Origin of the sequence: Kitasatospora sp. NPDC004669 (genome assembly GCF_040609455.1) — a bacterium.
Taxonomy (GTDB): domain Bacteria; phylum Actinomycetota; class Actinomycetes; order Streptomycetales; family Streptomycetaceae; genus Kitasatospora.
Map to the genome: position 1 here is coordinate 36,168 of NZ_JBEXKB010000035.1, position 12,483 is coordinate 48,650.

Below are 12,483 nucleotides of genomic sequence, written 5' to 3' on the forward strand. Positions count from 1 at the left end.
GGGCGCCGTCACCCCGCTGCCCGAACCCCCCGGGCGGGTGCGGGCCGGCGGCAGGAGGTACTGCCTCAGCTCTGCCAGCGAGGACACCCACGCGTCCGCGCCGGCCAACCGGTCGGCCGCGTGTGTCGTGGTGATCCCGATGACCGTGCAGCCCGCCGCCTTGCCCGCCGCGACGCCGGCCGGGGCGTCCTCGACCACGACGCACCGTGCGGGCTCTGCCCCGAGGCGGGCCGCAGCCAGCAGGTAGGGCTCCGGGTGGGGTTTGGCGTTCTGCACGTCCTCGCCGTAGACCTGGACCTCGGGCAGTGGGAGGTCGGCGCGGCCGAACCGCTGGTGCACCGGCCGACGGCTGCCCGATGTGACGATCGCCCAGGAGCCCGGCCGGAGTGCGCCGAGGAGGTCGCCGGCGCCCTCGACGGCAGGGAAGGCGTCACCCTCCCCGCGCATCAGCTCGTCGAGGACGTGCCGCTCCGCGACGGGATCCAGGTGCGGGGCGACCTCCCGCACGGTGTCCTCCGGGCGACGGCCGAACGTCCGCCGCCAGACCTCGTCGGCATCCAGGCGGCGGAGGTTCGCCCAGGCGGTCCAGATCCGGTGGTGGGTGGCGGCGGAGTCGAGCAGGACACCGTCGACGTCGAACAACACGGCAGCGAGCTTCACGGTCATCAGGTCTCCTCCCCCCGTGGTCAGGCCGTACGCCGGGCCGCCGCGACCGCGCCCTGGACGGCGTCGATCCGCAGGTCGATGAAGGACTGCCGGGGATCGTTGAAGTTGGTGAACGGCTGCGGGATGAACCGGCCCAGCGCGCGGTACTGCTCCAGCGCCTCGGTCGGCCGGCCGGTCCGGGTCAGGGCGTAGGCGAGCCACCCACGGGCGTACCGGATGCGGGGGTGGTCCGGGTCGGCGGCCGCGACGTCGGCGAGCGCGGCGTCCAGGGCGGCGCCGACCTCCGGCCGCCGCCAGGCGGTGAGCTTCTCCCGGTCCTGGCCGAACTGCTCGAAGTACGCCTCCAGCTTGATCGGCGCGAGCAGGCTGCCGGCCGGCGCGCGGTCGTTGCATGGTGAACAGGTGTGCGATGGATGGAGATCGTAGCGGCCCGTCGGAGGTCGGCGCACCAGGGTTTGCGCCCGCCGTACCCCGCTCCCACCTGCGGGTTCGTGAGGTTTTCCGATTCGTGTGGACTTGACGATATTCAGCCGGCCCACCCGGCCCGGTTACACCCGGTTTGCAGCCTGCTTGACGGTCCTGATCACCGGCGCCGTCTCGACGTGCGTGACGGCCGGCAGCGCGGCGACCCGCGTGGTCAGGTACCGGTACAGCGCCCGCTGGTCCGTGCAGACCACGGTCGCGTACAGGTTCGTCGGCCCGGTCGTGGCGGCGGCGAAGGCGACTTCGGGGTGCCCGGCGAGCGTCTCGCCGACCTCCTCCAGGTGCGGGGGAGCGACCGAGAGCCACAGCAGGGTCCGGGCGCCGATGCCGAGCAGGCGCCGGTCGCAGTCGACGTCCAGGTAGAGCACCCCGTGTTCGCGCAACTCCGTCATCCGGCGCCGGACGGTCGTCGGCGACCAGCCGGTCACCGCGGCCAACTGCTCGAACCCGGTGCGGCCGTCGGTGGCGAGCGCGGCGAGCAGTCTGCGGTCGCCGTCGTCGAGCCGCACCGGTCCCAGCCGGTGCGGCAGCGGGGGTGGGCGCAGTGCTGCGACCGCCTCCGCGTCCAGCGGGCCGAGCTTGGCGATGAGGCTGTCCGGGCCGCCGTAGAAGGCGTGCAGCACGGAGTGCGCGCTCACCCCTTCCACGCGCGGGGTGCGGGGGAGACGGGCGAGCAGCAACGCCTCGCTGTCGGCCTCGTTCTCGGTGCGGACCGTGCAGGTGATCTCGGTGCCACCGGAGGTGAGGCTCACCCAGGAGGTGTCGGGGCGTCGGGCCAGCGCCTCGGCGACCGCGACCGACGCGGAGGGCGCGCAGCGAACCCGTAGGAGCCACAGCACCGCGCCCAGCGCGGTCGGGTCGACCCCGCCGAGCACTCGCACCGCGCCGGTCGAGCGCAACCTGGTGTACCGGCGGGCGACGGTGCGGTCCGACACCCCGAGGACCCCGGCTATCGCGCTGAAGGGGGCCCTGCCGTCGACCTGTAGGGCGTGGACGAGCCGACGGTCCAGCTCGTCGTAGCCGGAGGAGCCGGGGTGTTGGGAGTAGTCGGATTCCACCGCGCCGAGCGTAGTCGGTGTCGGATACCGGCACCATCGAGCCGGTCACTGGCCCAACAACCCCCGGCAGGAAGAGCGTTGATCCCGTTCCCGGCGCAACTCACCGGAACGACCGATCGACGCAACCAGGGAGAAACCATGAACACCGACGTACTCGTCGTCGGCGCGGGCCCGACCGGGATGACGACGGCCAACGAACTGCTGCTGGCGGGAGTGGCGACCGTACTGGCCGACAAACTGCCCCGGGGCAGCGCACTGTCCAGGGCCGGCGGCGTGCAGTCCCGCACGCTGGAGGTGCTCGACCAGCGCGGCCTGCTGGAACCGCTGCTGGCCGCCGGCGACCACCCGGTCGGGGCCGGCCACTTCGCCGGCATACCGCTGTCGCCCGACTTCGCCCCCCACCGCCTCCCCCCGCGCTCCGTACCGCAGGTCGCGCTGGAGGGCTTCCTCGAATACCACCTCGCCGCGCACGGCCTCCGTGTCCGGCGCGACCACGAACTGGTCGCCCTCGCCCAGGACGAGGACGGGGTCACCGCGACCTTCGACAACGGTCGTACCGTCCGCTCCCGCTACCTCGTCGCCGCCGACGGCGGCCACAGCACGGTGCGGTCGCTGCTGAAGGCCGAATTCCCGGGCCGGGCAGGCACGGTGACCACGGTCGCCGCCGACGTGCGGCTGGGCGGCGCCGATGACCTGGCGACGCACACCCGCACCGCGGACGGCCACTGGGTGGGAGTGTTCCCGCTCGGCACCGACGGCCGGGGCAGGCCGCTGCGCAGGCTCGCCATGGGCGGGCCGGGCCGGTCGCTGCCGAGGGACGTCCCGGTCACCGAGGACGAGATCCGCGACGGCCTGCACGCCGTGTTCGGCGAACGGGTGCACCTGCTCGAACTCCGCTACGCCCGCCGCATCACCAACGCGGCCCGGCAGGCCGCACGGTACCGGCACGGGCGGGTGTTCCTGGCCGGCGACGCCGCCCACGTCCACCTCCCGCTCGGCGCCCAGGGCATGAACACCGGGATGCAGGACGCCTTCAACCTCGGCTGGAAGCTCGGCGCCGCCGTTCGGGGCTGGGCACCGGAGGACCTGCTCGACAGCTATCACACGGAACGCCACCCGGCCGGTGCCGCGGTGCTGCGCAACGTTCAGGCGCAGAGCCTGCTGATGGACTGGGCGGGCACCTGCGACCCGGACGTGGCGGCCGCCCGGGAGCTCTTCACGACCATGGCCCAACTGCCGGACGTCCAGCGCTATCTCGGCGACCTGATGTCCGGGATGGCCACCCGCTACCCGATGCCGGACACCGGACCCCATCCGCTCCTCGGCCTCCCCGCACCGGACCTCGACCTCGGCCCGGCCCGCCTGCACGAACTCCTGCGGTCCGGACGCGGAGTCCTGATCGACCCGCAGGACACCCTCGCCGGGGCCGTGGCCCCCTGGTCGGACCGCGTCGACCGCACCGGCGGGGGCGCCCCGACCGGGCCGATGCTCGTCCGCCCGGACGGCTACATCTGTTGGGCCGGCACCCCGGACACCCTGCAACCCTCCCTCACCCGCTGGTTCGGCGCCCCGGACCCCACCGCCACGCCGACCATCCGCCCACGGTGAATCGCGGGCGGAACCAGATGGTCCGATTCCTCGTCCACCACGGTGATCGTTTGCTGGAGCCGGCCGACTGGGGGAAACGTGCCGATATCTGACCGTCCGCCTGCTCTCGGCCAGGCTGCCACGCGGGTCCGCTCGACCGGCCCACTGCCGCTCCTGTGAACTGACGCGCCCGCCCGTGGCGCACAGTGACCGAGCCCCGGAGCAGTGCCCGCGCCCACACGCGCCCGCCCGCCCCCACGAAACCGAATGGCGAAAGGCCGACAGACATGACCGCGGACATCGACAGTGCCACCGAGCAGCCCGAGCAGCCTCCGGCGGACCCCGCCGACCGCGCGGTGTCACGGCGCCGGCTGCTGCGGCTCGGGGCCGGTGTCGTGGGTGGCGGTGCCCTGCTCGGGGCTGCGGCCGGGGGCGGGATGCTCGCGGGCTGGTTGCCCGGTGGGGTCGGGCTGAAGAAGGTGCTGGGGCTGACCGGGACGGACGGCACGGTGCCGGACGTGGCGCCGGGAGCGGTGCACGTCGAGCAGGTGCGCTCGGCGGCGCGGAACCGCGAGGTCACGATGGTGACCATGCTCCCGCCCGGTGCCACGGCGAGCACGAACCTGCCGGTCTGCGTGATGCTGCACGGGCGCGGGAACGACGCGAACGGCATGGTGGTGCTCGGCGTGCCGCAGTTCCTGGCGGCCGCGGTCACGGGCGGCGTGCCGCCGTTCGCCGTCGTCGCGGTGGACGGCGGGGACGCCACGTACTGGCACCAGCAGGCCGCCGCCGGCGACGACCCGCAGGCGATGCTCCGCGAGGAACTCCCCGGCTGGTTGCACGCCCGCCAACTGCCCACGCCGCGCGCCGCGATGGGGATCTCCATGGGCGGCTCGGGCGCCCTGCAGTACGCCATCGGGCGCACCCAGGCCGGCCGCAACCTGGACGCCGTGGCGCTGCTCAGCCCGGCCGTCTTCCGCACCTGGGCGGACGCCCGCACCACCGGCGGGTACGCCGACGAGGCGGACTGGCAGGCCCACGAGCCGACACTCCGTCTGGACCGGCTGCAGGTCGGCACCCTCGGCGTGTGGTGCGGCCAGGAGGACCCGTTCTGCCCGGCCGCCCGCGAGGTCGCGCGGCAGGCGCGAGCCCGGGAGCAACACTTCCCCGACGGGGAGCACACGGACGGCTTCTGGCGGCGGGTGATGCCCGACGCGATGTCGCTGCTGGGGCACGCGCTCACCACCGCGTAGGAACCCGTTCTCCCCGGGTCCTGCTGTCGGCGCTCGTGCGTAGGGTGCGACCGCAACGTGGGCTTCGACGTGGGGAGGATCCTCGGGGGCCAGGACCGGTCTGCTCGTGTACGCGGACGGAGAGGTGCCTTGCCGCCCGTAGCGGGCGGGCGAGGCGCGCCCGTGCCGCCGCCGGGCCGCCCGTGACGGCAGGTGACACCGTGACGGTTGGTGTGCGACGCTGCACCTCGCGCGCCGTCGCGCGCGTGGGGACGCGGGGGGACGCGTGGGGAACCGGGGGGTTCGCATGAGCGGTGGAGCGCCGTCGCGTACGCGCGGGCGGAGCGGCCGGCCGGTGGGGGTGCTGCTGGTCGTCGTCGGGCTGCTGTCGGCCGCCGCGGCGCTGCGGCCCGATGGCGGGCTCCTGGGGACGGCGGCGACCGGGCCGGTGGCCGGCCTCGGGTTCGTGGTGCTGCTCGGGCTCGGGTGGGCCGCGCTGGTCGGCAGGTTCGCGGTGCGCTTCCGCGAAGAGGTCCGCCACCTCGACGGGCCGACACCCCGGGCCGAGCGCCTGCGGGGGACGGCCATGCTCCTGCTGCCGTTGGCCGCCGCCGCGGTCCCGGTCCTGCTGCTGGTCCTGCACGGCCGGGCGGGCTCCGGACCGCCCCACCCGCACCGGGTGGTGTCCGGCCTCAGCCCCGAGGCCATCCCGTCCGCCACCTCCGATCCGGGCCCGCCGGCCGTCGGCGAGGGGCTCGGGGTGCTGTTCATCGGATCGCTCGCCCTGGTGGCCGTGGTCGGGCTCGTGCTCGGCGCCGTCCTCGTGCTCCAGCTGCGCCGGCTGTGGGCCCGCCGCCGGGACGTGCCCGCGGTGCTGCCCGCCGCGCCCGCGTACGCGAGCCCCGAGGCCGCTCTCGCCGAGGCCGTCGCCTCCGGCCGCCGGGCCCTGGAGGGTGCGGACGCCCGGGCGGCGGTGATCGCCTGCTACGCGGCGATGGAGGGCTCGCTGGCCGCCTCCGGCCTGCCCCGACACGCGTGGGAGAGCCCGACGGAGCTGCTGCGCCGCGCGCTGTCCGACGATCGGATCGACGCCGCCGCGGCACGGGAGCTCACCGAACTGTTCCGCGAGGCCCGGTACTCGACTCACCGGATGGACGACAGCCAGGTGCGCCGGGCCCGTACGGCCCTGGACGCCATCGCCGCCCGGCTCGCGGACGCTGCCCCGCCCGCGGCCGCCGCACCCCCGGCGGCCACCGGGACGCACGCTGCGGGGGAGCACCTATGACCGGCGCCGGGAGGCCACCGATGAGCAGCGCGGCGCCGCGACACGACGGGCCCGCGGACGGGACGGACCGCGAACTCGCCCAGCCGGGCTCGGTGCGCCACAGCCTGATCGAGCTGGCCGTGCCCGCCGTCCTCGCCGAGGGCCTGTTCGCCCTGGTCGGCGGCTGGCCCGGGGCGGGGGTCGGCGCGGTTCTGCTGGGCGTCACCGGCCTGCTCGTCGCCCGCCGCGTGGCCGGAGCGGGAGCCGAGACCTTCTCCCTGCGCCGACAGCCGCGGCAGATGGCGGTGTACGAGCCGGGCCTCGGCGACTGGCGCTGGACGGTCCGTCAGGGCCTCGACCCCCAGGGCGACGCCGCGCCGCTGCGCTCCCGGCTCCAACGGCTGTACGCGGTACGGCTCGCGGAGGTCCACGGCCTGAACCTGTGGGCCGATCGCGACCGGGCCGCCGAACTCATCGGGCCCCGACTGTGGCCGTGGATCGACCCCTCGGCGCCCGCCCCCGCCGAGGTCTTCCCGGCGGAGGTCCTGCGTCGGCTCGCCGACCGGCTCGACTCCCTGTGACCCACCTCCTTTGACCCACCCCCTGTGACCCACCGCGCCCCAGGACCCGGGGCGGGCACGCAGCCCAGTACCGATCCCCTCACCGACCGAATCGTTTGCGCAGGAGTGTCATGCCCGACCTTTCCACCAGCCTCCACGGCCCCGCCCACCCCGCCGACCCGGGCACGGCGCCGGGGGCCGTATCGGCAGTCGTCCCCGCAACCCCGCCGGCGCTGACCCCGCAGCAGGCCGGAGAGCGGGCCCACGCGGTGATCGGGGAGATCGAACGGGCCGTGGTCGGCAAGCCCGAGGCACTGCGCCTGGTCATGCTCGGCGCCCTCGCCGGCGGACACGTCCTGATCGAGGACCTGCCCGGGCTCGGGAAGACCCTGCTGGCCCGCTCGTTCGCGACCACCCTCGGCCTGGACTTCCGCCGGATCCAGTTCACCCCCGACCTGCTGCCCTCGGACGTCACCGGCGCGCCCTTCTACGAGCGCAACACCGGCGAGATGGTGTTCCGGCCCGGCCCGTTGTTCACCCAGCTGCTGCTGGCCGACGAGATCAACCGGACCCCGCCCAAGACTCAGGCCGCCCTGCTGGAGGCGATGGCCGAGGGCCAGGTCTCCGTCGACGGCGCCACCCGCCGCCTGCCGGACCCCTTCCTGGTCATCGCCACCGCCAACCCGATCGAGTACGAGGGCACCTACGCCTTGCCCGAGGCCCAGCTCGACCGCTTCCTGCTGCGTGTGCGCATGGGCTATCTCCCCACCGCCACGGAGGCGGCGATGCTGCGCGCCAGGATCGACCGGGCGGCCCCCGAGCCGGTCCTGGAGACCGTGGCCGGCCCGGCGGAACTGCTCGCCATGCGGGCCGCGGTGGAACGGGTCGAGGTCGACGACGACCTGGTCGACTACGTCATCGCCCTCGTCGACGCCACCCGCAACGACCAGCAGATCCAGGTGGGCGCCTCGCCCCGCGGGGGCCTGGCGCTGATCCAACTGGCCCGCGCCCACGCCATGTTGGAGGGCCGTGACTACCTGACCCCCGAGGACGTCAAGGCGCTCGCCGGTCCCGCCCTGGCCCACCGCATCACGCTCAAGCCGGAACTGTGGGTACGTCAGATCGAGGCGGACGACGTGATGGCGCGGCTGGTCGCCTCCGTCCCGGCGCCCCAGACGCTGCCCGGCGCGGTGACACCGTGAACCCCGCTCCGGCCGAGCCGGACGCCGACCCCGCCCCGAACGCCGCCGGCGCCGACCGCCTCGACCGCCGCGTCCGGGCCCTGGCCGTCGCCCGCAGCGCCCGTGCCAGCGCCGCCGGCCTGCCCGACAGCCCGCCGTCACCGCACTGGCGGCCCGGTGAGCAGACCCTGCGCCTGCTCACGGTGGCCACCGTGGCGGCCGTCGCCGCCCTGCTCACCGGCCACGCCTGGCTGCTCGCCCCGGCGGCCTTCGCGGCCGTCCTGCTCGTATTGGCGGCCCCCGGACACAGCCGCCCCACCCGGCTGTCCGGCGAGCGCACCGTCCGGCCGCAGCGCTGCTTCGAGGGCGAGCCCGTCACCGTCCACGTCACCGTGCACCACGACGGCCGGATCGGCCCGCCCGAGCCCACCGTGGCGCTCGGCCCCGGCATGGCCCTGGACGCCCTGACCGTCACCCCGACCGGCGTCGACCTCGTCCTCCACGCCGACAGCTGGGGCCGCCGCCACCTGGGCGTCGTCGACCTCGACGTGCCCGACGCCCGGGGCCTGACCCGTCGTACCGTCCGCACCGACCTCGGCACCGTCGACGTCTTCCCCGTCCCCGAGACCGCCCGGCTCACCCCGATCCCGGTCCGCCTGCCCGAACGGATCGGCGAGCACACCACCGCGCACGAGGGCACCGGCATCGAGGTCGTCGGCGTCCGCCCGTACGTGCCCGGCGAACGGCAGCGGCGGATCCACTGGCCGTCCACGACCCGCCGCGACGCCGTCCAGATCAACCAGTTCGCCGCCGAGCGCGCCGCCGACGCGGTCGTCCTGCTCGACACCCTCGCCGACTACATCGACACCACCACCGGGCTGCGCAGCCTGGACGAGACCCTGCGCGCGGCCACCGGTCTGACCCGCGCCTACCTGCGCCGGCACGACCGGATCGGCCTCGTCGCGGTCGGCGGACGCCTGCGCCAGCTCACCGCATCCACCGGGGACCGGCAGCTCTACCGCATCGTGGAGAGCGTGCTGGAGGTCCGTCAGGACCGCCCCCACCGCGGCCCCCTCCCGCCCCTGCCGCTCGCGGCGCTGCCCGGCCACGCCCTCGTCTACGCCTTCACCCCGCTCGCCGACCAGCGCATCCTCGACGTCCTCGGCCAGGTCCGCGAGCGCGGCAACCCGCTCGTCGTGGTGGAGATCCCGGCCGGGGAGCCGACGGCCCGCCCCGGCGACGAGGTCGACGCCCTCGCGCTGCGCCTGTGGCACGCGGAACGCGAGGCGATGCGCGCCACCCTGCGCGGCCGCGGCATCCCGGTGGTCCGCCACGCGCCCGGCGAGACCCTGGACCTGGCCCTCGGGCCCCTGCTGCGCCGCCGGATCACGGGAGCCGCCCGATGACCGTCCCGACGCGGGCCGCGACTCCGATCCCACCGGCCCACGACTCCCGTACGGCCCACGACTCCCGCACGGCTCACCGCGCCGACCGGGCCCCGCGCCTCGAACGCGCCGTCCTGCGCGGTATCGGTATCGCCCTCGCCCTCGCCGCCGCGGGCACCGGAACCGGCACACTCACCGACCGGTGGGGGCCCGTGTGCCTCCTGCCGGTCGCCGTCGGCGCCCTCTGGGCCGCCGTCCCCGCACCGGACGGCCCGCCCCCCGCGACCTGGTACGCGCGACTGTCCGCCGCCCGCACCACACTCCTAGCCGCCGGATCCGTCCTGCTCGCCGCCCTCGGCGAGCCGTCCTGGTGGCGGGCGCTCGCGGTGACCGTCCTGCTCGCCGGCCACCTGACGCTGCTCGACGCGTTCGGCCCGCGCCGCCCGAGCATCCGCCCGGCCTCGGCGGCCGCCGCCCTCGCCGCCTCGCTGCTGGTCCTGCCGTCGGCCTTCGCCCCCACCACGGCGGGCGAGTGGTCCCGCCCCCTCGCCGTGCTGGGCCTGGTCACGGCCGCCGTCGGCGTGGGTCTGGCCCTGCGCCCGGAGCGGACGCCTCCCCGGACCCCGGCGGAGCAGCCCTCGGACGGGTCCCGAAGGTCTGACGACCTGTGAACAGGAGAGTGGGGGCGGCCGTTCGTGCAGGCCGCCCCCACTGCGGTGTCGCTCGGTGCCTACCTGCCGTCCCGGCGCAGTTCCTCGAACAGCGCGGACTGGCCCTCCAGGAGGCTCTCCAGGAACCGGCCGTGCTTGGTGAGCGTGCTGCTCTGGGTTTCCAGGGCCTGGGTCTGCGCTCGCAGGAGCATCGTCTGCTCCGCCTGGTCGGAGACCATGACGCCGACGGCATCGGCGAGGCGGGTCATCGACTGGGGCTGCTCGGCCTGGTTCGGACGGACCGCGTTCGGCACCCGGGTGCGCTCGGGCGCCGAGGAGCGGGCCTCCGCGCCGTCACGGTCGGTCGGCGCCGCCGGCGCGCGGGTCGCCGCGGACTCCTCGCGCAGGCGGTCGACTTCCGCTTCCAGCGCTGCTAGCCGTGCCCGCAGGTCGTCCAGCTCGCCCTTGTTCTTCACTGTCCTGTGCCCTCCCCGGCCGTCCACGGCCATTGACGTGCTGCTTCACCCTAGTCAAGGGCCTGCCCCCCGAAGGGCCTGCCCCCCCGGGCGAGGCCGTCCGACTGCTCGGCGACCCGCGCGCCCCTCACGCAGCGGCGGCCGACAGTCCGCTGTGGTCGAGCAATGCGTGGAGCCGTTCGACGGACGGCGACGGATCGGCGGCGACACCGCGCAGCCACGGCTCGGGGAGGGGCGAGGAGGACATCGGCACATGGTGGCAGCGACCAAGGTACTCCGTCGACACGGGCCGTCCTCCGCCGTGGGTCTGCGGGCGTCAGGCGGGGCGCAGACCTTCCAGGACGGTCTCGACGAGGAGGGGGCTGCGCAGGGTCTCCTCGGGTCCGGCGCCGAGCAGGATCCGGTAGTAGACCGAGGCGTAGAGGATGTCGACCATCGTGCGGGTGGGTAGGTCGGCCCGGAGCTGGCCGGCGGCCACGGCGGCGTCGAGGCGGCGGACGCACCGCTGGATCCGGGGTTCGAGGAAGGTGGCGCGGAGGGCGGCGGCGAGGTCGGGGTCGCTCTGGGACTCGGCGATGATGCCGCGGTAGAGCGCCCCGGTGTCGCCGGTGAGCATGGCGGCGACGGCGGTGAGCTGGGCGGTGAGGTCGGCGGTGATGTCCCCGGTGTCGGGGAAGTCCATGGAGTCGCCGATCCGGTCGTTGACGGCGTCCAGGGCGATCGCGCCCTTGGACGGCCACCAGCGGTAGATGGTCGGCTTGCCGACGCCCGCGGTCGCGGCGATGGCCTCGATGGTGGTCTTGCCGTATCCCTTGGCCCCGGCGACCTCGAAGACGGCGTCCAGGATGGCGCGGCGGGCGCGTTCGCTTCGGCGTTCGGGTTTCGGCTGGGGGGTCATGGCCCGAGTCTAACCCAGACGTGACGTTACGTTTCGTTTTGACAGTGGACGTGGGTCGTCCTAGTCTCGTGGCGTTACGAAACGTTCCGTAACGCCTGATCCTCTTCGCGAGCCGCAAGGAAGACCGCCATGACCGCTGTCGCAGCCCCCTCCCTGTCCGTCTCCTCGCCCGTCTCCTCGCCCGTCTCCCCGTCCACCGACCGGTTCTCGCGGGGCCTCGCCCTCCTGTGCGAGATCGCCGGCCCCGAGGGCTCGGACATCCTGAACGGCCTCGGCGACATAGCCCCCGACCTCGCCCGGCTGACCGTCGAGTTCGGCTACGGCGATGTGTACGCCCGGCCCGGCCTCACCCTCGCCCAGCGGCAGCTGATCAACGTCGCCGCCCTGACCGCGCTGGGCACCGCGGCCCCCCAGCTCCGCTTCCACATCGACGGCGCGCTCAATATCGGCGTCGAGCCGGCCCGCATCGTCGAGACGGTCCTCCACATGGCGGTCTATGCCGGGATCCCGGCGGCGCTCAACGGCATGGCCGTGGCCAAGGCCGCCTTCGCGGACCGGCCGGAGCTCGACTTCACCCCTGCGCGAAGCGACACCGACGGCACGCGGACACTGGGGGAGCGGCACGAGCGCGGGCTCGACGCGCTCGCCCGGATCGACGGGGAGGCCGGGGAGCGCGTCGTCGCCTCGCTGGCCGACATCGCCCCGGTCCTGGCCGACTACATCGTCGACTTCGCCTTCGCCGACGTCTACTCGCGTCCCGCCCTCGACCTGAAGACCCGTGAGCTGGCCACCGTGGCCGCCTGCACCGCGCTCGGCACCGCCGCCCCGCAGCTGCGGGTCCACCTGCACGGGCTGCTCAACGTCGGCGGCACCCGGGAAGAGGCGATCGAGACGATCGTCCAGATGGCGGTCTACGCGGGCTTCCCGGCCGCTCTCAACGGGATCGCGGCCGCCCGCGAGGTGTTCGCCGAGCGCGACGCGGCAGGTCGGGTGGGGGAGTAGGCGCCATCAACCGGGAACGGGCATTCGACGGCCACCCCTTG

General features: G+C 74.8%; 12 protein-coding genes and 1 pseudogene. 8 read left to right on the forward strand and 5 right to left on the reverse strand.

What is annotated here, in order from left to right:
- Positions 1–84 precede the first annotated feature (84 nt).
- The 3 genes and pseudogenes from ABZW30_RS26540 to ABZW30_RS26550 form a co-directional block, all read right to left on the reverse strand.
- A pseudogene (locus tag ABZW30_RS26540) lies at positions 85–666 on the reverse strand (HAD-IA family hydrolase); the annotation flags it as partial.
- 20 nt (positions 667–686) lie between these two features.
- Positions 687–1,115: a hypothetical protein gene (locus tag ABZW30_RS26545; RefSeq protein WP_355673704.1), complete on the reverse strand. Its 429-nt coding sequence runs from the start codon at positions 1,113–1,115 to the stop codon at positions 687–689.
- A gap of 99 nt (positions 1,116–1,214) precedes the next feature.
- Positions 1,215–2,207 carry an Lrp/AsnC family transcriptional regulator gene (locus tag ABZW30_RS26550; protein WP_355673705.1) on the reverse strand — a complete coding sequence of 331 codons (993 nt, stop codon included), beginning with the start codon at positions 2,205–2,207 and terminating at the stop codon, positions 1,215–1,217.
- Positions 2,208–2,345: 138 nt separating this feature from the next.
- Here ABZW30_RS26550 and ABZW30_RS26555 point away from each other — a divergent pair, with 138 nt between their 5' ends.
- From ABZW30_RS26555 to ABZW30_RS26585, 7 genes are all read left to right on the forward strand, one after another.
- Positions 2,346–3,815, forward strand: a complete 1,470-nt coding sequence (locus ABZW30_RS26555; protein WP_355673706.1) for an FAD-dependent monooxygenase — start codon at positions 2,346–2,348, stop codon at positions 3,813–3,815.
- A 266-nt stretch (positions 3,816–4,081) separates the two neighbouring features.
- Positions 4,082–5,047 (forward strand): alpha/beta hydrolase-fold protein, encoded by a 966-nt coding sequence (locus ABZW30_RS26560; protein WP_355673707.1) that lies wholly within the window; start codon positions 4,082–4,084, stop codon positions 5,045–5,047.
- Between the two features lie 286 nt (positions 5,048–5,333).
- Entirely contained in the window at positions 5,334–6,311 is a 978-nt protein-coding gene (locus ABZW30_RS26565) for a DUF4129 domain-containing protein (RefSeq protein WP_355673708.1), read from the forward strand.
- A gap of 20 nt (positions 6,312–6,331) precedes the next feature.
- Positions 6,332–6,871, forward strand: a complete 540-nt coding sequence (locus ABZW30_RS26570) for a hypothetical protein (protein WP_355673709.1) — start codon at positions 6,332–6,334, stop codon at positions 6,869–6,871.
- Between the two features lie 110 nt (positions 6,872–6,981).
- Entirely contained in the window at positions 6,982–8,052 is a 1,071-nt protein-coding gene (locus ABZW30_RS26575; RefSeq protein ID WP_355673710.1) for a MoxR family ATPase, read from the forward strand.
- The gene (locus ABZW30_RS26580) at positions 8,049–9,437 is read left to right on the forward strand and encodes a DUF58 domain-containing protein (RefSeq protein ID WP_355673711.1); all 1,389 of its coding nucleotides are present in this window, start codon (positions 8,049–8,051) and stop codon (positions 9,435–9,437) included. Before ABZW30_RS26575 ends, ABZW30_RS26580 begins: the two co-directional genes overlap by 4 nt.
- The gene (locus ABZW30_RS26585; RefSeq protein WP_355673712.1) at positions 9,434–10,087 is read left to right on the forward strand and encodes a hypothetical protein; all 654 of its coding nucleotides are present in this window, start codon (positions 9,434–9,436) and stop codon (positions 10,085–10,087) included. Before ABZW30_RS26580 ends, ABZW30_RS26585 begins: the two co-directional genes overlap by 4 nt.
- Positions 10,088–10,146: 59 nt before the next feature.
- Here ABZW30_RS26585 and ABZW30_RS26590 read toward each other — a convergent pair whose 3' ends face one another.
- On the reverse strand, positions 10,147–10,542 hold the full coding sequence (locus ABZW30_RS26590; protein ID WP_355673713.1) for a hypothetical protein: 396 nt from the start codon (positions 10,540–10,542) through the stop codon (positions 10,147–10,149).
- Between the two features lie 316 nt (positions 10,543–10,858).
- A complete protein-coding gene (locus ABZW30_RS26595; protein WP_355673714.1) occupies positions 10,859–11,440 on the reverse strand; it encodes a TetR/AcrR family transcriptional regulator in 582 nt (193 codons plus the stop codon).
- A 129-nt stretch (positions 11,441–11,569) separates the two neighbouring features.
- On the opposite strand from ABZW30_RS26595, the gene ABZW30_RS26600 reads away from it, so the two are divergent.
- Complete coding sequence (locus ABZW30_RS26600; protein ID WP_355673715.1) at positions 11,570–12,442, forward strand: carboxymuconolactone decarboxylase family protein; 873 nt, start codon at positions 11,570–11,572, stop codon at positions 12,440–12,442.
- Positions 12,443–12,483: the final 41 nt, after the last annotated feature.

What these genes read in the sequence shown, in the direction of transcription:
- ABZW30_RS26555 (WP_355673706.1), top strand. Translation starts at nt 2,346, where the DNA reads ATGAACACCGACGTACTCGTCGTCGGCGCGGGCCCGACCGGGATGACG.
- ABZW30_RS26560 (WP_355673707.1), top strand. Translation starts at nt 4,082, where the DNA reads ATGACCGCGGACATCGACAGTGCCACCGAGCAGCCCGAGCAGCCTCCG.
- ABZW30_RS26565 (WP_355673708.1), top strand. Translation starts at nt 5,334, where the DNA reads ATGAGCGGTGGAGCGCCGTCGCGTACGCGCGGGCGGAGCGGCCGGCCG.
- ABZW30_RS26570 (WP_355673709.1), top strand. Translation starts at nt 6,332, where the DNA reads ATGAGCAGCGCGGCGCCGCGACACGACGGGCCCGCGGACGGGACGGAC.
- ABZW30_RS26575 (WP_355673710.1), top strand. Translation starts at nt 6,982, where the DNA reads ATGCCCGACCTTTCCACCAGCCTCCACGGCCCCGCCCACCCCGCCGAC.
- ABZW30_RS26585 (WP_355673712.1), top strand. Translation starts at nt 9,434, where the DNA reads ATGACCGTCCCGACGCGGGCCGCGACTCCGATCCCACCGGCCCACGAC.
- ABZW30_RS26595 (WP_355673714.1), bottom strand. Translation starts at nt 11,440, where the DNA reads ATGACCCCCCAGCCGAAACCCGAACGCCGAAGCGAACGCGCCCGCCGC.
- ABZW30_RS26600 (WP_355673715.1), top strand. Translation starts at nt 11,570, where the DNA reads ATGACCGCTGTCGCAGCCCCCTCCCTGTCCGTCTCCTCGCCCGTCTCC.